Origin of the sequence: Leptospira mtsangambouensis, assembly GCF_004770475.1 — a bacterium.
GTDB lineage: Bacteria > Spirochaetota > Leptospiria > Leptospirales > Leptospiraceae > Leptospira_A > Leptospira_A mtsangambouensis.
Genome location: NZ_RQHK01000017.1, coordinates 182,353 through 199,925, shown reverse-complemented (window position 1 = coordinate 199,925; position 17,573 = coordinate 182,353). Strand labels below are relative to the sequence as shown.

The 17,573-nt window shown below is 38.1% G+C and carries 13 protein-coding genes; 6 read left to right on the top strand and 7 right to left on the bottom strand.

Features of this window, described 5'->3' with window-relative positions:
* Nucleotides 1-103: 103 nt before the first annotated feature.
* The 4 genes from EHR01_RS13300 (at nucleotide 104) to EHR01_RS13285 (ending at nucleotide 8,364) form a co-directional block, all read left to right on the top strand.
* The gene (locus EHR01_RS13300) at nucleotides 104-3,478 is read left to right on the top strand and encodes a methylmalonyl-CoA mutase family protein (protein ID WP_135695270.1); all 3,375 of its coding nucleotides are present in this window, start codon (nucleotides 104-106) and stop codon (nucleotides 3,476-3,478) included.
* Between the two features lie 38 nt (nucleotides 3,479-3,516).
* On the top strand, nucleotides 3,517-5,217 hold the full coding sequence (locus EHR01_RS13295; protein ID WP_135695268.1) for a hypothetical protein: 1,701 nt from the start codon (nucleotides 3,517-3,519) through the stop codon (nucleotides 5,215-5,217).
* A gap of 100 nt (nucleotides 5,218-5,317) precedes the next feature.
* Entirely contained in the window at nucleotides 5,318-5,917 is a 600-nt protein-coding gene (locus EHR01_RS13290; RefSeq protein ID WP_244310115.1) for a permease, read from the top strand.
* Entirely contained in the window at nucleotides 5,914-8,364 is a 2,451-nt protein-coding gene (locus EHR01_RS13285) for a C1 family peptidase (protein WP_135695267.1), read from the top strand. Before EHR01_RS13290 ends, EHR01_RS13285 begins: the two co-directional genes overlap by 4 nt.
* A 24-nt stretch (nucleotides 8,365-8,388) precedes the next feature.
* Here EHR01_RS13285 and EHR01_RS13280 read toward each other — a convergent pair whose 3' ends face one another.
* The gene (locus EHR01_RS13280; RefSeq protein ID WP_135697336.1) at nucleotides 8,389-9,168 is read right to left on the bottom strand and encodes a c-type cytochrome; all 780 of its coding nucleotides are present in this window, start codon (nucleotides 9,166-9,168) and stop codon (nucleotides 8,389-8,391) included.
* Between the two features lie 897 nt (nucleotides 9,169-10,065).
* Here EHR01_RS13280 and EHR01_RS13275 point away from each other — a divergent pair.
* Entirely contained in the window at nucleotides 10,066-10,608 is a 543-nt protein-coding gene (locus EHR01_RS13275; RefSeq protein WP_135695265.1) for a dihydrofolate reductase family protein, read from the top strand.
* Nucleotides 10,609-10,729: 121 nt separating this feature from the next.
* Here EHR01_RS13275 and EHR01_RS13270 read toward each other — a convergent pair whose 3' ends face one another.
* The 4 genes from EHR01_RS13270 to gcvT are packed head-to-tail and all read right to left on the bottom strand — an operon-like array spanning nucleotide 10,730 to nucleotide 15,582.
* Nucleotides 10,730-11,065, bottom strand: a complete 336-nt coding sequence (locus EHR01_RS13270; RefSeq protein ID WP_135695263.1) for a (2Fe-2S) ferredoxin domain-containing protein — start codon at nucleotides 11,063-11,065, stop codon at nucleotides 10,730-10,732.
* 24 nt (nucleotides 11,066-11,089) lie between these two features.
* Nucleotides 11,090-14,002 carry an aminomethyl-transferring glycine dehydrogenase gene (gcvP, locus tag EHR01_RS13265; protein WP_135695261.1) on the bottom strand — a complete coding sequence of 971 codons (2,913 nt, stop codon included), beginning with the start codon at nucleotides 14,000-14,002 and terminating at the stop codon, nucleotides 11,090-11,092.
* Nucleotides 14,003-14,018: 16 nt separating this feature from the next.
* A complete protein-coding gene (gene gcvH / locus EHR01_RS13260; protein WP_135695259.1) occupies nucleotides 14,019-14,411 on the bottom strand; it encodes a glycine cleavage system protein GcvH in 393 nt (130 codons plus the stop codon).
* Between the two features lie 28 nt (nucleotides 14,412-14,439).
* Nucleotides 14,440-15,582 (bottom strand): glycine cleavage system aminomethyltransferase GcvT, encoded by a 1,143-nt coding sequence (gene gcvT, locus EHR01_RS13255; RefSeq protein WP_135695257.1) that lies wholly within the window; start codon nucleotides 15,580-15,582, stop codon nucleotides 14,440-14,442.
* A gap of 47 nt (nucleotides 15,583-15,629) precedes the next feature.
* On the opposite strand from gcvT, the gene EHR01_RS13250 reads away from it, so the two are divergent.
* Complete coding sequence (locus EHR01_RS13250; RefSeq protein ID WP_135695255.1) at nucleotides 15,630-16,649, top strand: synaptic vesicle VAT-1 family membrane protein; 1,020 nt, start codon at nucleotides 15,630-15,632, stop codon at nucleotides 16,647-16,649.
* Between the two features lie 137 nt (nucleotides 16,650-16,786).
* Here the strand turns inward: EHR01_RS13250 and EHR01_RS19225 are convergent, their stop codons facing one another.
* On the bottom strand, nucleotides 16,787-16,957 hold the full coding sequence (locus EHR01_RS19225; RefSeq protein ID WP_167482660.1) for a hypothetical protein: 171 nt from the start codon (nucleotides 16,955-16,957) through the stop codon (nucleotides 16,787-16,789).
* A 26-nt stretch (nucleotides 16,958-16,983) separates the two neighbouring features.
* On the bottom strand, nucleotides 16,984-17,565 hold the full coding sequence (locus EHR01_RS13245; protein WP_100734930.1) for a hypothetical protein: 582 nt from the start codon (nucleotides 17,563-17,565) through the stop codon (nucleotides 16,984-16,986).
* Between the last annotated feature and the right edge of the window lie 8 nt (nucleotides 17,566-17,573).

The following is a 17,573-nucleotide window of genomic DNA, read 5'->3' as shown; positions in this document are numbered from 1 at the left end:
TCTCGACCTTTCGGGAAAATTATGACATAGTTTCCAAAGCTATGTCATTCCTGTCGCATTTTGCTATTGAATCCATAACAATCCTTTTAGAACGTTGTTCTCTATGACCACCGAAATCCTAACTTACACCCCCCAAAACAAAATTCGCTTTGTGACGGCGGCCTCCCTCTTTGATGGCCACGATGCCTCCATCAATATCATGCGGAGGATTTTGCAACAAAGTGGGGTGGAAGTGATCCACTTGGGCCACAATCGGAGTGTCCAAGAGATTGTCCAATGTGCCATCCAAGAAGATGTCCAAGGGATTGCCATCACCAGTTACCAAGGTGGTCATGTGGAATATTTCCAATACATGATTGATCTTCTAAAAAAAGAAGGGGCTGGTCATATACGAGTGTTTGGCGGTGGTGGTGGGACCATTCTCCCTTCGGAAATTGAAATCCTTCACAAATATGGTGTGGCTCATATTTATTCCCCTGATGAAGGGAGGACTCTTGGTCTGCAAGGGATGATCAATGATGTGGTCAAACAATCTGATTTTCCTACTCCACTTTCGTTTAACGGAGATTTGGCGTCACAAATCCAAAAGAAAAATTATTTAGCACTGGGACAAGCCATCACGCAGATGGAATTTTCGCTTCTGCAAGAAAAAACAAATTATTCCATCAATTTAGAGTTTCCTCCACCGAAAAAAAACATTCCGGTTCTTGGGATCACAGGGACTGGTGGTGCTGGTAAATCTTCCTTAACTGATGAACTCGTACGTCGGTACTTACATGATTTTCCAGACAAAACCATTGCGATTCTTTCAGTAGACCCATCCAAAAGAAAAACAGGTGGGGCCCTCCTCGGAGATCGGATACGTATGAATTCCATCTTTAACGAAAGAGTGTATATGAGATCGTTTGCGACAAGAGAAGCAAACATTGCCCTCAATCGCAGTGTGAAAGGTGCCATCCAAATTTTAAAATCTGCTGGGTATGACCTTATCATTGTTGAAACTGCCGGGATTGGTCAAAGTGATTCCGAAATTACTGAAGTCGCCGATGTTTCGTTATACGTGATGACACCAGAATATGGGGCTGCGACCCAATTAGAAAAAATTGATATGATCGATTATGCAGATGTGATTTCGATCAACAAATTTGACAAACGTGGTGCCCTTGATGCCCTTCGTGATGTCAAAAAACAATACCAAAGGTCTCGCAATTTATTCAATGATCCAGTCGATGTGATGCCAGTGTACGGAACCATTGCGTCGCAGTTCCAAGATGCCGGGACAGATGAACTATATGCCCATTTGATTGGAGTTGTGATTGAAAAAAACAAATTGGATTGGAAAACAAATACCATAAAAAACCAATTAGGAAGAGAGGCATCCGTAGTGCTTCCTCCTGACCGGGTTCGGTATTTAACAGAAATCAAAGAAGAAATTGATCGAAATGCTGATTGGATTTCAAAAGAAGCAGAAATTGCAAGATCCGCCTACCAACTGAAAGGTGCCATTTCTGTTTTATCTAAAAAGGGAAAACCAACAACTGACTTAGAATCAGAATACCAATTGTTATGGGATTCTTTGTCACTTGATTCACGAAACATTCTGGATACATGGTCGGAAAAAATTGAATCGTTTCGTAAGGAACAGTATTCATATTTTGTTCGTGGGAAAGAAATCAAAGTTGATAACTATACAGTTTCCCTAAGCCATTTAAAAATTCCTAAAATTGCCACTCCTCGTTTTGTGGATTGGGGTGATATTTTACATTGGTCTTACCAAGAAAACTTTCCAGGTTTTTTTCCTTATACGGCGGGAGTGTATCCTTACAAACGAAGTGGAGAAGATCCCACTCGTATGTTTGCAGGAGAAGGTGGACCCGAAAGAACGAATCGTCGTTTTCATTATTTGAGTTCAGGAATGCCCGCCAAACGACTGTCAACTGCTTTTGACTCAGTGACTTTATATGGGGAAGATCCAGACATTCGTCCTGATATTTATGGAAAAATTGGAAATTCTGGTGTGAATGTTGCCTCACTGGATGATGCCAAAAAACTGTATTCCGGTTTTGACCTTTGTGATCCTTCCACTTCTGTATCCATGACCATCAATGGACCTGCACCGATGGTGCTTGCATTTTTTCTAAACGCAGCCATTGACCAAGCTTGTGAAAAATACATTCGCTCCGAAGGCAAAACAGAAGAAGTGAAATCCCAAATTCAAAAAATCTATGCAGCCAAAGGACAAGAGGTTCCAAGTTTTGGAGATTCACTTCCAGAAACTAACGATGGTTTGGGTCTTTTGCTTCTTGGTGTGACGGGTGATGAAGTATTACCTAAAGATGTGTATGCAAAACTTAAAAAAGAAGCCCTTTCTCAAGTGCGAGGAACAGTACAAGCAGACATCTTAAAAGAAGACCAAGCTCAGAATACTTGTATTTTTTCTACAGAATTTGCCTTAAAGATGATGGGAGACATCCAACACCATTTCATCCAAAATGCAGTTCGAAATTTTTATTCTGTTTCGATTAGTGGATACCATATTGCTGAGGCAGGTGCCAATCCCATCACCCAAGTTGCCTTTACGTTAGCCAATGGATTCACTTATGTAGAATACTACTTAAGTCGTGGGATGGACATCAACGAGTTTGCTCCGAACCTTTCCTTCTTTTTTTCCAATGGGATTGATCCTGAGTATTCAGTGATTGGACGTGTGGCTCGTAGGATTTGGGCCAAAGCGATGAAGTTCAAATATCGTGCGAATGAGCGGTCTCAAATGTTAAAGTATCATATCCAAACATCGGGTAGGTCTTTACACTCTCAAGAAATTGATTTTAACGATATAAGAACCACGTTACAGGCGTTATATGCCATTTATGACAATTGTAATTCTCTTCATACCAATGCTTATGATGAAGCCATCACAACACCAACAGAAGAATCGGTGCGAAGGGCAGTGGCGATTCAGCTCATCATCAATCGGGAGCTTGGTCTTGCCAAAAATGAAAATCCGTTACAGGGTGCTTTCATTATTGAAGAACTTACTAACCTTGTGGAAGAAGCCATTCTAACCGAATTCAACAGACTCACCGAAAGAGGTGGAGTGCTTGGTGCGATGGAGAGGATGTACCAAAGGAATAAAATCCAAGAAGAGTCCCTTCATTATGAAACCTTAAAACATACAGGTGAATACCCGATCATTGGTGTGAATACATTCCTCAATCGAAATGGATCGCCGACTGTCATCCCTGGTGAGGTGATTCGTTCGACAGATGAGGAGAAAAGGCAACAAATTGGAAATTTGAAGGCGTTTCAAAAACGAAATGAAGGCAAAACGGAGATAGCCATTACAAAATTAAAACAAGTTGCCCGTGCAAAAGAAAATATCTTTCAAGAGTTACTTGAAACAGTGAAAGTGGCGTCCTTAGGGCAAATCTCTCATGCTTTGTATGAAGTGGGAGGTCAGTACCGCCGCAACATGTAAACAAAGGAAAGGGTAGTGCACCTACCCTTGGTGAATTTATGATTTCTTGGGATTTGATCAAAAAACACAAACTAGGAATTCCATTACTCTGGGACATAACAATGGTTTTTGTTGTCCTTGGGAACTTAGCCCTCATCATTTTTGACCTAAGTTATTTAAGTTTACGGCCGTTTTACTTTCACAAGTTTCCAGAAATTTTGGAACTTTATGACAAACCAATTTTAGGGATTGAGACTCACAGAACCACCACCGCTTACACTGATTTGGTGGATGATTTAAAATACTTAACGCAACTACGTGATGATGATTTTCGAGAAAACCAAAGAAAAATCACAAGAGAAGAAATCTATAAAACTCTAACTTCTTTAAAATCGCAAGTATCAAATGAAAAGTTTGATTCCTTATATGCTAACTTTGAGTCGGCCATTCAAATTGAAGATGTCCAAGTTCGAAGAAAAAAAGTGGAAGAGACTTTGGTTCAACTCAATGATTTTTTTAGTGTTTTAGAAGAAACAGATGAAATCACAACTCTTGGTGAACTTTCTGAAAAATATGCTTTTATCAATCGTTTGAGTGTTGAGGACAATGAATCTAAAGAAATTTTGTCTATTTTTCAAAAGATGGACAAACGGATGTTAGAGATTGTGGAAACCAATCCTTTTGCTATGTCTGGGCAAACAAAATTTTTAACCGAGATTCAAACTACCATCAAAAATGAATACCAAACTCACAAAACAAAAGCCCGCGATATCAAGTTAAGACAAGAATTGGATCCTGTTTTAAATAGAGATCGAATTCCATCCACGGTGGTAGCCTTTGCTTGGTTTTGGAGAGACCAAAATAGATCTCTTGAACAAAAAATTGATTTTTTTAATTCTCATTTTAGGGAGTATTTTGCCCTTAATTATTACCGAGCCATCGCATCTGATGGAAGTCCTGTTAACAACTACTTGCTGTTAGATGCTCCGTTTTTATTTTTCTTTTTGGCTGAATTTATTCTAAGTTGGCTTTTGGCGATTAAAAATAGAACCTATATAGCTTGGTTTTTGTATCCCATTTATCATTGGTATGATGTATTGGGACTCATTCCGATTGCAACCTTCCGTTTTTTCCGTTTGGTTCGGGTTTATAAAATTTATTTGATGTTACAAACCAATCAGTTCACTCGTATTTTAGGAAATGATTTGATTAGTAAAACTTTGCGGTATTATTCCAATATCATCAAAGAAGAGATTTCTGATATTGTTACCATTCAGATCCTTACAGAAACACAAAATGAAGTAAAATCGGGGAACTCTCTAGACCAACTTGTCAATGCGATTGATCAAAACCGCGATGAACTAAAAAAAGTCGCGATTAAAAATATTGCTAAATCAGCACAAAATCCAAACTTACAAGCGTTAATCCAAAATTTAGTAACTGAAATTTCGGAGCGAGTTTCTGCGAATATGAAACCTATTTCGTTATTGCCTAAAGAGATGCAAGCAAATCTTACAAAACAAATTAGTTTAACGATTTATTCTGCAATTTCACAAGCAACGGTTGCGATGGCAACAGATCCTTCGGGCAGAAAGTCGATTGAGAATTTAATTGATTATCTAATCGATGAAATGATTCTCATTGCGCAAGATCCCGATATGGTAAAACTCAATACGAACATTACTGTCGCACTCATTGAAAATATGAAGAAGTCGATCGGTGAGAAAAAATGGTTAAAAGCAGAAATTGGCAGTAGCTAAAATTTGTCTTTTTAGAAGCTCATTTTTTAAACTTTCGAACACTGTTTTATCATCAAAAAAGTCTTGTTTTCTTTTGAAAACAAGATGGGATCGATCCACTTTGAATTTTTTTGTAAATATATTTCTGATCTTAGTTTTTCTTATTGTGACTGGCGGGAAAACGACCGCAGAACCAAAAGAAAAAGCCGATCGAATTCAGTCCAAAGTTTCTGATTCAGAACGAAAAGATAAATCAAAGATAAACACTAAGTCAAAATCAAAAGATAATAAACCAGGATCTTTGGTGCTTAAAAACAAAAAGGGACTTTGGAAACCAATGGAACTAATTTGGGAAGAAAGTTCTGGTGCTGTCTCTCCTGAGTTTCGATTTGCAAAACAATTTCAATTAGTAACAAAAGAGAATAAAGTCATTCTAAATCGTCGAGTGGTAGAGAAAGGGAACTTGGTTTTAAATGAATCAAAGGAAATTTCGCCGCAATTATACCAGAAATGGATGGAATCTCTGTTTCATTACAAAATTTACCAACTTCCGTTGGAAGATGTTCCCAAGGAACAAATGACAGGTGTCAGTTATAACTACGTATCATTTGGTTTTGGTTCCACCAAATCAAAGTTTTATTATCAATTGGAAGAGCGAAATCTTCCAGACTGGAAAGAAAAAAATAGTATCATACAAATCATTGAAAGGATGAAACCATGAACCTAAAACAAAATTGGAAAACGATAGGGCTTTGCCTTGTAATCACAACTGCAATCTTTGCAGAAGAGTTTGATCCCAGTAGTGTTCGTTCTCCTGGATGCAAATCGGGAACTTTTTCTTGCGGATACATTCCTAGTTCTAAAGAAATCCAAGATAGTATTCCTCTCAAAAGAGATTTTAATTCCTTTGAAGAATTACCAAAATCCACCGATTTATCTTCGCAGATGCCTCCTGTGGGAAACCAAGGAAGACAAAATAGTTGTGTTGCATGGGCTACAGGTTACGCAATCAAATCATATCTATTAAAAAACAAAGGACAGGCTTCCGAATACGATCCACCGTTTGCAGGTGGGAAGGGAAATTTTGTTTTTTCACCAGCTTTTATCTACAACCAACAGAATGGTGGAGAAGACAAAGGTTTATATTATTATAAAACAATGGAATTTTTGAAGACTAGTGGAGTCGCTCCCTGGAGTAGTATGCCTTATTCTGATAAAGATTACCTAACCCAACCTTCACAATCTTCAAAACAGGAAGCACTTAAATATAAAATTAAATCCTTCTCCAGGCTTAACTTTAAAAATCCAGATGAAATTAAACGAGTATTAGCTGGAAAGAATGTTGTGATGGTTGGAATGATCATTGATGACGCTTTTTACAAATTAAAAGGTTCCACTATTTATGATGAGAATGAAGGACAGAGTTACGGTGGACATGCCATGACGATAGTCGGGTATGATGATCAAAAAAAATCCAAGTCTGGAAAGAAAGGTGCGTTTAAATTACAAAATTCTTGGGGAACCAATTGGGGTGATAAAGGATTTGGTTGGGTTTCTTATTCCATGCTTGCCAAAGTTGGGCAAGAAACATATGCCATTATTGATGAACCTGCAACACAAAGCACACCAAACCTTAATACAATTCCAACAAAAAAACCGATTCTTCCACCGAACGAAATCAAAGTTTCAAAAGGAGAATTTGATTCAAAAATCATTTTAACATGGAAAATTCAAGATCTAGCGGTTGCTTATTTAATTCAAAGAAAAGATGAATCTGAATTTTACGATCTTGCATATTCTGATAAACCAAGTTTTACTGATTTGACAGTTCCACCTAATTCTACTTATGCGTATAGAATCATTTCAATAGGTGCAGAAGAAGTTTCGGAGGTATCCTCGGTAGTAGAAGGTTTTACTTCTGCAGAAACAAATCCAAATGGGAGTTTAGGGCAAGTTGTTGGTTTAACTGGTCTAGTTTATGTAAGCGGAACTTTGCCAAATGTAGAATTAAGTTGGTCTGAATTGGATGGGGCAAGTGGTTATACAATCGCACGAGCAGATTCATCTTTAAAATGGAAAAATATTGGGACAAGCAAAACTTCCAACTTTATCGATTCGTCACCCAAAATTGGTGAATCAAATTTTTATCGTGTGAGTGCTCTCGTCCAATCCAAAACATCTGGGGATTGGAGTGAGACGGCAGTGGTTGATGTTGCAGATCAAACTTCATTACCCAATCAAGTGTCTCATTTAACAGCAACAAATGGTGATTTTTCGAATAAAATTATTTTAACCTGGAATGCGGCACCAGGAGCCAAAATTTATTATTTATATCGATTTGATGAAAGAGCGGAACCTTCCGGTCAATTTGAAATCTCCGGAACAACATTTACAGACACTGACCAATCGATTCAAAATGGAGACCAATATTTATATACAATCATTTCAGCAAATGATTTTGGTTATGCAGAGCCAAGTGAAGTTGTCATTGGAAAAACCGATCCAAATCTAACGAAAAGAGCAGGTGGTGCGACTCTCAATCCTCCAAAACAATTAACTTCCAATTCGGTTGGAAAAGATAAACTTGTTACATTAAAGTGGGATTCAGTAAAGGATAGTTTCGAATATTATATTTATCGTAAACACTTAAAAGGAACAGGAAAGGTTGGAAAACTTGAGTTTGTATCTTCCGTAGACGGTAAAAAAAATTCTTATAGTGAAACGTTTCCTGGAAACTCTGGTGATTTATTTTTATACTCAGTTCGTTCAAAATCAGAATTTGGATCTGAATCAAAAGATTCTAATTTTGTTTCTGTATTTTGGAATGAGCCCAAAGCCCAAGTGAAAAAAAGGGCAATTTCATTAGAAGAATTACCTTCTTCCTTTGTCGGCACTTGGTCTTCCATATATTGGAATCCAAAATCTGGTCCCCAAGTGGTTGGAATCGAAATTTCAGGGAACGGACAAGATTTTGTCGCAAAATTAAAGTTAAATGACAAAGAGGTTCGTCAATTTAATGGAACTTGGATTCCTGGAAGCCAAACTCTAAAGGCAAATGGATTTTTGTTTGAAATTTCAAAATCTTTGGAGGGAAACTCTTTGGCTCAGTTCCAATCAGTCAAAGACTTTGAAAACGGTTTGGAACTGAGTTTTACTAAAGAGAAGTGATCTTATACCAATAAGTTTGATAAACTATTCAATTGTTTGTAAATACATCCAGAGTGCTTTTAATTCAGTATCTGTTAGTTGGCCTAAACTTTTCCAAGGCATTGGAAATTTCATTTCTGAACCATCGGGACGTTTTCCCGTTCTGATAGTTTGGATAAAATTTGCTTCCGTATAATGGTTGATTCCGCTTTTGCTAATATTCTGTGCAGGTGGCCATTCTGGTGGTGCTCCTTGGATGGGCCCACCTTTTAAATTAAATCCGTGGCAGCCTGTACAAGTTGAAGCTACATACTTTCCATACTCTATGGAAACAGAAGGTGTAATATTTGTCAGGTGAGTGATTTCATGGTTAATGATTTCAGCTGATACAAAAACCGGAATTTCACCAATTAAAAATAAAAATCTACCTAACAGTCCGGGTTTTACTTCTCCTTGGGCTTTATCGATCCCAGGCAAAGAACGCAAAAATGAGATTAACTTTCCAACATCTTCATTGGTCATACCTTGGAAGTCTGTAGAAGGCATAAAGATTAATGCTCTTCCATTTTTTCCAACACCGTGGCGAATCGCAATTGCAAGTTCTTCATCAGTTCTATCAGATAAAATTCCTCCTTTACCTGCTGTTAGGTTAGATCCAGAGAGAGTACCAATGGCAGGATCCTCTATGAAGGTTTTTCCACTTCCATCAACGTCATGGCAGTCTCCGCAACCTCTGGATTGGTAGAGACGTTTCCCTTCAACGATGTCAACAGATTTGGAAAATTTGGGAATGGGAATAGATTTCACTGTATAAGTTTTGTTCATTCGAGAAGAACTCAATGCATAAATCGTCGTGACTAACACTACAAGAATGCCCACTAAGGAGAGAAAGGTGATCGTGAAGATACGGGAAATTTTTTTCATAGGTGGAGCAAAGAGACTAAGGAAGATGTTTTTGGTCAAGGGGAATTGGGGGTGTGGGTACAGATTGGATATTTGTATCCCCGCCCGATTGAGGGTGGGGAACTAGACCCGCCTCCCAATGACTACCTTTTATCACAAAGTCTCGATTCTTGCGAATCAATCTCCTTTTTGATAAGAATTTTTTAGGGAAAGTTCATAGTTTCAGATAGAAATTAGAGTTAAGACCTGGTGATGGTCTGGTGTCCTTGCGTTAGTATTTAACTAAATTTCTGGGAAGCAGTTTTGACTAATGAAAGTATTTGAAAATTAATTTGCGACTTCGAGAAAAGTAATCACTTAAACATTTAAAATATATGTAATTATTTTCTATTTTACTAACTAACATTAATAGTTTTTCAAATGAGTATAAAAACAGTTCTTTCGAATAATAAACCTCTGCTTTTCTTAATTGTATTCGGGTTGTTTTATTTTACGTTTGCTATTTGGATGAATATAGATAGAACCATCAAATTTTATTTTATATGAAAACAGAATTGAATATATTAAAATATTAGAAGAATTTCCTGGCTCTTTATTTTATCTCTCAACTAATAAGTTTGTTCTAAAACAACAAATGGAAATGAAACAGAATCTTTCTCATGCATTCAAGGATACATTTACATTTTTTCCCTTTGAAATCATTCGGAATCTTCCTTAAACAAAATATATAGGGTTTGGATTGCTTTACTGGACTGTATTGAACGGTGATTTTTTGAATTTCTAAAATATGAGAACTTTATGAAATAGGAAAAAGTTAATATGAGAAAAATTATATTAGATCTAGCTGTAACATTAGATGGTTTTATTGAAGGTTCTAATGGAGAAATTGATTGGTGTATCATGGATGATGATATGAACTTTGACGGTTTCTTGTCCACAATTGATACAATTTTTTATGGTCGGATAAGTTATGACAACTGGGGTAACTATCAACCGGTAATCGATGCTACCCAAGCAGAAATCAAACTTTGGGAAGGAGTTCATTCAAAGAAAAAATATGTATTTTCAAATCATCCAAAAATTGATAACAACGCCGAATACATCAGCACAGATATCCTAAAAAAAGTGGAGGAGATAAAAAAGCAGGATGGAAAAGACATATGGCTTTACGGAGGCGCTAGTCTTATTAAAACATTTATAAATCATAATCTTATCGATATTTATCGTATTTCAATTCATCCTATTGCTTTGGGAGGTGGGAAGCCATTGTTTGAAGATTTAAAGGAAAGACTCAATCTTACCTTGATTGAAACAAACAGGTTTAAGTCAGGAGTAGTTCAGGTTATTTACGACAAGAGCTAACAAGTCAGAATATTATTATCAAAAATAACAATAAGCGATGAACTCGAATTTTAAAAATAATACTTAGTAGGTAGTTTCGGAGAACGGCAGCTAAGTTGATTTGGATCAGAATCTACTGATTCTATTTCTCTTCCGCTACCGCATCATCTGCGACGATTAGGTGTTGGTATTTTTCAGGTTGGTTGGTTTTAAGATAAAATTCTAAAATTGCGTCTACGTCAGCTTCTGTTTTCATCGCAAACCATTTCCCTTCGGGATAAGAAACTTGGATGGGGCCAAGTTCACATCGGTCCAAACATCCGGATTTTTGGACTCGGAATTTGTATTGAATTCCTGCTTTGGCCGCTTTTTGTTTGAGGAGTTTTAAGAGTTCGATAGAGCCTTGGTTTCCACAAGACACCCGTTCTCCGGGTGCCCTTTGGTTTTCGCAGACAAAAACATGTTTTTCGTAAAACATTGGTTTTTCTTTTCCTTAATTTTCCTAAACGGCGTAATCTTCCATAGGAATACAAGAACAAACTAAGTTACGATCCCCGTACACATTGTCCACACGACCAACACTTGGCCAGAATTTACGTGTGCGTAACCAAGGAAGAGGGTAGGCTGCTCGTTCTCTTGGATACGTATGGTTCCAGGAATCACTGATGACCATATCTGCCGTATGAGGAGAATTTTTAAGAGGGTTATCTTCTTTGGATAGAACTCCCGACTCGATGTCTTTAATTTCTCCTGCAATGGCCAACATAGAATCAATAAATCTATCGAGTTCTTCTTTGGATTCCGATTCTGTTGGTTCTACCATAAGAGTTCCCGGAACAGGGAATGACATAGTTGGTGAGTGAAATCCGTAGTCGATCAATCGTTTTGCGATGTCTTCTACTTCCACAGCACTTGTTTTTTTGAATCCACGCATGTCCAAAATACATTCGTGAGCCACAAGGCCCTTGTTTCCGCGATATAAAACTGGAAATGAAGATTCTAATTTTTTAGCGATATAGTTTGCATTGAGAATGGCAATCTTTGTTGCAAATTGTAATCCTTCAAATCCAAGCATAGCAATGTATGCCCAGGAGATCACAATGATAGATGCCGATCCCCAAGGAGCAGCAGAGACCGCCCACTGGCTGTTATTCGATCCATTTTCCACAAGGCTATGTCCTGGAAGGAAAGGTGCTAAGTGTTCGGCAACACCGATTGGTCCAACACCAGGCCCACCACCACCGTGAGGGATACAAAAAGTTTTATGGAGGTTTAAATGGCAAACGTCGGCACCTATATCGCCAGGTCTTGTGAGACCAACTTGTGCATTCATATTGGCTCCATCCATATAGACTTGCCCACCGTTATCATGAATGGTTTGGCAAATTTCTTTGATGGAGGCTTCGAACACACCATGAGTGGATGGATAGGTTACCATGAGTGCACCTAAGCTGTTTTTGTATTCCACAGCTTTTTTCTTTAGGTCATCCACATCAATGTTTCCGTTAGTATCACAATTCACCGGAACCACTTTGAATCCTGCCATCACTGCGGATGCGGGATTAGTTCCGTGAGCAGAAATTGGGATGAGACAAATGTCTCTATGCATATCGTTACGACTTTGGTGGAAGTTACGAATGGCAAGTAAACCTGCATATTCTCCTTGCGAACCAGCGTTAGGTTGGAGAGATACTTCAGCAAAACCTGTGATTTCACAAAGCCATTTTTCTAATTGGCTAAAAAGAGTTCGGTATCCTTCGGTTTGATTTTCAGGAACGAAAGGATGGATATTGGATAGTTCTGGCCAAGTCACAGGATACATTTCCGTAGATGCATTGAGTTTCATCGTGCAAGACCCAAGTGCAATCATAGAAGTGGTGAGTGATAAATCTTTCGATTCCAATCTACGGATGTATCTGAGCATTTCTGTTTCTGTATGAAAACTGTTGAAGACCGGATGGGTAAGATAAGAAGACTTACGTTCCAAAAGTTCAGGAATTTTCCATTCTTCTTTTGAAGTTAAGTCTTCCAGTTGGAAATGTAACGATTTGTTTTCGTTAAAAATTTCCAAAAGGTCACTTATATCTTTTAGATTAGTTGTTTCATCTAAAGAAATACTGATCACATGACCAGAAACCTGTCTGATATTGATTTCTCTTTCTTCTGCATAATGAATGATCTCAGCAGAGGAAATTTTAGAGAGTTCCACACGAATGGTATCAAAGTATGGATTAGAAATGATTTTGTATCCGAGTTTCTCAAGTCCAGTGGCAAGGATAGTTGTCATACGATGCACTCGTGATGCAATTTGTTTTAAACCTCTTGGCCCATGATAAACAGCATACATCGAAGATAATACCGCAAGTAATACTTGCGCTGTACAAATGTTAGATGTTGCTTTGTCGCGACGAATGTGTTGTTCCCGTGTTTGGAGGCTTAGGCGGTAACCAGGTTTTCCTTGTGAATCTTTAGAAACACCGATGAGGCGACCTGGCATGTTTCGTTTGTATTCTTCTTTGGTTGCAAAGTAACCTGCATGTGGTCCACCAAACCCAAGTGGCAATCCAAATCGTTGAGTAGTTCCGACAACCACGTCTGCATTCATTTCACCCGGTGCTTTTAAAATGGTTAGTGCTAAAAGATCAGCAGCAACAACCGTTTTTGCCCCTACTTTGTGAAGGCTTTCAATAAATTCACTAAAATCATAAATGGTTCCATCAGTGGATGGGTATTGGACAATCGCTCCAAAAAAATCATTGGAAGGAACCATCTTTTTAAAAGAACCCACAACAATGTTGATTCCAAGAGGAATCGCGCGAGTGCGGATCACATCTAAAGTTTGCGGGTGAACCGATTGTGATACAAAGAATGATTTTCCTTGCGAATCCTCTTTTAAAGAGAAAAGCATGTTCATCGCTTCTGCTGCTGCTGTTCCTTCATCCAGAAGGGATGCGTTAGCAATTTCCATTCCTGTCAAATCAGTGATCATGGTCTGGAAGTTGATGAGAGCTTCCATACGTCCTTGTGCAATTTCCGCTTGGTACGGAGTGTACGCAGTATACCAACCTGGATTTTCCAAAATATTTCTTTGGATTACGGCAGGAGTGATACAAGAGTAATATCCAAGACCCAAATAAGATCTGTAGATTTTGTTTTTTGAAACAATTTTCTTCAGTTCTCTTTGGAGAGCGTATTCCCCAATCGGATTTGGTAAGTTGAGTTCTTTTCGTAAACGAATGTTTTCCGGAACCGCATCATTAATGAGATCATCCAAAGCCTTGTAACCAATTGTGTTTAGCATGGAAGAAACTGTTTCTTCTGTCACACCGACATGGCGACGGAGGAAGGTATCACTTGGTTCTAATGTTTCTTCGTAAGGGGAATGGAGAGGTGATGAAGGTTTTGCGGAACTCACTTTAGAAAAACTCCTATTAATCTAATTTAGATACGTATTCTTTGTATTGTGCTGCGGATAAAAGATTTCCGAGTTCAGATGTTTGGATGTTTTTTAATTTTACCATCCAAGTATCAAATGGTTCGGCATTCACTGCTGCTGGATTGGAACCAAGACTTGCATTTGTTTCCACCACTTCGCCAGAAATTGGTGAATACAAATCTTCGGCTGCCTTTACGGATTCAATGGTTCCAAGACTGTCTTTCGCTTTGATTTGTTTTCCAGGTTTCGGAAGGTCAATGAAGACAATATCACCGAGTGCATTTTGTGCAAAGTCAGTGATTCCGATGAGAGCCACTTCCCCTTCGACTTTGACCCATTCATGTTTTTCCGTATAATAATATCCGTCTTTTGCTTGTGTATCTGCCATGATTTTTCCTCTTCTTTTTTACTTTCGATTAGCGATTGTTTCGAACACTGCCTTGGATGAAAGCGCCAGTCTCCACTTTTGCCAATTTCTTCTGCCCACGAATCTCCACAAATACTTCCACTTGGTTTTTGGCGAATTCGGTGTCGAGAATGGCAAGTCCTAGGGATTCTTTCCGACTTGGAGAGTGAGTTCCCGAGGTAGATTTGCCAATTTCTTTCCCATCACTTGAGAAAATTTGGAAATTTTCCCGTAAAACCCCCGGTTCCATCAGGCGAATTCCCACAACTTTCCGTTTGGGGCCATTCTTTTTGTCTGCGATGATTCGAGTATATCCTAAGTAAGGGGATGGTTTTTCTTTGACAATAAAGTTGATTCCCGATTCTACAGGGGTCCATTCTGCATTGAGTTCATGACCGTACAGTGGGTATTTTGCTTCCAGTCTCAGTGTGTCGCGTGCGCCGAGACCTACGGGAACCAAACCAAACTCTTTTCCAATTTCTAATAATTCTTTCCAGAGAGTGACACCGAGTGTGTTTGATGTATAAATTTCAAATCCATCTTCTCCCGTATAACCTGTGCGAGATACAATGATGGTTTCTCCTTTCCAATTCATTTCTTCAAAATGATAATAAAGGATGGAACTTAAGTCCTTACCAAGATACTTAGAAAAAATTTCATCTGCTTTTGGGCCTTGTAATGCAATTTGATGCCAGTTTTTGCTATCATCAACAACAGTAACGTTCCCTTTTTTATATGTTTCTAAATGTTTTGTTACTGCAGGATAGTTGGAAGCATTGGAACAAATCATATACTTTGATTCACTGAATTTATAAACAGTGATATCATCTACAAGCCCACCAGATTCATTTACCACTGCATTGTATTGCACTTGGCCTACTTTCATCCCTGAGATGGTGTTGCAAGTGACTGATTCTAAAAAAGATAGAACATCCGTTTCATCTCCGGTGACAAAAATTTCACCCATATGGGATACATCAAAGAGTCCCGCAGCCGATCTTGTGGCCAAATGTTCTTGGATGATTCCTGTATATTGCACAGGCATGTCCCATCCGCCAAAAGGAACCATCTTGGCCCCCATTTCTTTATGAATTGTGTGTAAAGGTGTTTGTTTTAGTTCCACGGCTTTCTCTCGATCAGACTCTAAAACCATTGAAAAATGGTTTCATCGTTATGGAATTGAATTTTTTTTAAGATATTATGTTAAGAGAAGTCTATCGCATCGAAAAAACCGGATCCATCGACAACCTGCATCGTAAAAATGAACCTTTAAGACCACCGGAAGGTGATGAAGTCACCATTGAAGTAAAAGCCATTGGTCTTAACTTCGCTGATGTATTTTCGATTTATGGTTTGTATTCAGCAACACCCAAAGGAAGTTTCATCCCCGGTTTGGAATTTGCTGGAAAAATCGTGAAAATAGGCGAAAAAGTGAAGAATTTTGAAGTCGGTGACTCTGTGTTTGGTGTGACTCGCTTTGGTGCATACACAACACATCTTAACATTTCTGAAAAAACTGTCTTTGCACTTCCAAAAGATTGGTCAATGCAAGATGGTGCAGCCTTTGCTGTACAAGCACTCACTGCATACTATGCACTAGTTCCATTAGGACAAGTGAAAGAAGGTGATCATGTTCTGATTCATAGTGCAGCTGGTGGTGTTGGGATCATGGCAGGTCATATTGCGAAGAAAAAAAAAGCAATCACCATCGGTCTTGTAGGTGATTCTGTTAAGTTTTCGATCTTAAAAGAGGTTGGTTATGATTATTTTCTCATTAGGTCTCCTAATTTTAAACAAGAGATGCATAAAATTTTATCAGATTATCCATTAAAAATCGTTTTAGAATGTTTAGGTGGTCGTTATTTTCAGGACAGTTATGATCTCTTAGCACCAATGGGAAGGCTTATTACCTATGGTAGTGCGAACTTCACACCATCACATTCATTCCGAAATTGGTTTTCGATTGCCTATTCTTACCTCAGAAGACCAAAAATTGATCCATTATCCATGATTTCAGACAATAAATCGGTGATGGGATTCAATTTAATATGGTTGTGGAATGAAATTGATGAACTTCGAAAACATTTTTCCGATTTAATGATGTTATCACTACCAAAACAAACCATTGGGCATGAGTTTCCCTTTGATTCGATACATGATGCACTCCGTACATTTCAATCAGGACAAACAATTGGTAAGATCGTTATCAAAGTTCCGTAGAATGTGTATTAGTCTGTTTTTTTATTTTGAATAAAAATTCATGCAAAAAATAAAATTTCTTTACATTTAAAATGATATGATTTAATTATGTCGTATCAATTCACTCTCTGTTTGCCAAGGACAGCCGTGATTTGAAATCAAAAGATAAGGACGATCACAATGGTTGCTAAAAAGAAAGCCGCAAAAAAGAAAGCCGCTAAGAAAAAAGCTGCAAAGAAAAAATCTAAGAAATAACTTAGATTCGATTCTTCCTTCGAAACTCTCGAAGTAAGATTGTGTGAACCCGCAAGACCTGCGGGTTTTTTCATTTATAGAGGTGAGTTCTTAAGAAAAATTAGGCAATTGCCCTTGTAAAACCCCTTCTAGACATCAAAAATCCCGATTTTTTATCCGAATTGGCTCTTTCCATACCAATGAATTGAAAATGATCCTTCTTATTGATCGAATCAAAGAGAGCTTTCATCAATGATTCAATGTTCGGATGCACAACATTTTTATAACTTTTGCGTGAATGATCCTTACCCCAGATCTCTAAATGGTCTGTATCTGGCATTTTGAGGATAAGAGAAGGGAGATCATAACGTTTCATCAGCACATTGCAAACGTCTTCGAAACCATACTCCGTAATGGAATTAAAATCAAAAAATACAAGTAAGTAGAGGATATTGGTAGGTTCCAATCGTCCATTTTCATCCGAAATTTTCTGAATCCCATCTAAAACAACATAGCGCAAATTCTTTGTTTGGATCCAAAGTTTCTGGTCTTCGTGGCGTTTGAGGTTCACTTCTTCTGAAAACCGCTTTTGGAATACGGTAGAGAGGAAAAATCCGGAAGAATCTTGTCTTTCTTCGAGGATTCGTTCTAAAGAAAAGGGTTCAAACTCTAAATTGAAGTACTTTGTATACGTCTCTGCCATATCAATTA

Coding starts and splice junctions, on each gene's coding strand:
- EHR01_RS13280 (WP_135697336.1), bottom strand. CDS start 9,168: ATGAACAAAACTTATACAGTGAAATCTATTCCCATTCCCAAATTTTCC.
- EHR01_RS13245 (WP_100734930.1), bottom strand. CDS start 17,565: ATGGCAGAGACGTATACAAAGTACTTCAATTTAGAGTTTGAACCCTTT.
- EHR01_RS13285 (WP_135695267.1), top strand. CDS start 5,914: ATGAACCTAAAACAAAATTGGAAAACGATAGGGCTTTGCCTTGTAATC.
- EHR01_RS13300 (WP_135695270.1), top strand. CDS start 104: ATGACCACCGAAATCCTAACTTACACCCCCCAAAACAAAATTCGCTTT.
- EHR01_RS13270 (WP_135695263.1), bottom strand. CDS start 11,065: ATGTTTTACGAAAAACATGTTTTTGTCTGCGAAAACCAAAGGGCACCC.
- gcvT (WP_135695257.1), bottom strand. CDS start 15,582: ATGGTTTTAGAGTCTGATCGAGAGAAAGCCGTGGAACTAAAACAAACA.
- EHR01_RS13275 (WP_135695265.1), top strand. CDS start 10,066: ATGAGAAAAATTATATTAGATCTAGCTGTAACATTAGATGGTTTTATT.
- gcvH (WP_135695259.1), bottom strand. CDS start 14,411: ATGGCAGATACACAAGCAAAAGACGGATATTATTATACGGAAAAACAT.
- EHR01_RS13250 (WP_135695255.1), top strand. CDS start 15,630: ATGTTAAGAGAAGTCTATCGCATCGAAAAAACCGGATCCATCGACAAC.
- EHR01_RS13295 (WP_135695268.1), top strand. CDS start 3,517: ATGATTTCTTGGGATTTGATCAAAAAACACAAACTAGGAATTCCATTA.
- EHR01_RS19225 (WP_167482660.1), bottom strand. CDS start 16,957: ATGAAAAAACCCGCAGGTCTTGCGGGTTCACACAATCTTACTTCGAGA.